Here is a 908-nt window from a genome sequence, read left to right as displayed (position 1 = left end):
GCCTCGCTGTCGGCCGACAGCCGACGATAAGCGTCGTGCGTTTCAGGCTTCAGCTCAATCGAAAGTTGTTCCCCGGAGAGGCGAAGATTGGCCGTCACCATACCGAGTTCGGCGGGGTGGAGTTCGATCTTCAACACATGTGTCGGAACGGCAACAGAGCTGGCCAGATGGGCGGACGTGGGTGAGGCTGAAAGCGCCTTTTGCGGCCCGGCGTCGGCGGCTATGGCTTTGATCACATTGAGGGCTGCCTGGCTGATGGGACTCTGCGGCGGTGCGGGGAAGCTCCGTTCCGAGACGACGTCGATGCGCGCAGTGGACAGGGACTGTTTTCCCGCTTCTGGACGCATCGAGGACTGGACATCCTCGATGCTCTTCATCGCATTCGCGGCGTGCTTCGACCGCACGCCGGGCACATCGGCAGCCGGCGCGTCCGACAGCTTCTGGGCCGCCGCCGCGGCGTCGCGTTTTGTCGCGCTGGAGGCAGCGCTCGGCGACTGACCGTCAAGCGCCGTCAAAGGTCCGTCGACGATCGACGCCTGCTCCGGCTTCGACATGGTTTCGAGTGCTTCGCGTCCGCCCGCGGATTTTGGCCGGTAGGTCTTTGGCAGTGAAGCCTGCCCATCGAGCGCCGGGTCCGACGGATTCTCGCCGGTGGTCGTATTGCCTCCGGCTGCCTTGGCCGTTGTCGAGAAATGCCGCAGGTCATGAAACGCGATCAGCAGCGGCAGGTCGTCCTGAAGCGGCTCGGCGTCCGGCGCCGTCTCTTCAGCGTCGGCCTTCGCGTTTGCTTCCAAATCGTCCTTGCCGGTTTTCACGTTTGCCACTTTGGCCGAGATGGTCCTTGCGGGCTCGGCCGATGCTGGTTCGGCCTTGGCGTCATGCCCGGCAAGGCCGAACCAGCATCGGCC

The 908-nt window shown here is 64.4% G+C and carries 1 protein-coding gene; it reads right to left on the bottom strand.

What is annotated here, in order from left to right; translation table 11 throughout:
• Nucleotides 1-908 (bottom strand): flagellar hook-length control protein FliK (locus EN749_RS36470; RefSeq protein ID WP_145991210.1); only part of this gene is annotated, 908 nt, incomplete at both ends.

The sequence above is a fragment of the Mesorhizobium sp. M7A.F.Ca.ET.027.02.1.1 genome (genome assembly GCF_004022985.1).
In the GTDB taxonomy this organism is placed as follows: domain Bacteria; phylum Pseudomonadota; class Alphaproteobacteria; order Rhizobiales; family Rhizobiaceae; genus Mesorhizobium.
Note: the sequence above shows the minus strand (reverse complement) of the source record. Positions and strands in the feature narration are given on the sequence as shown.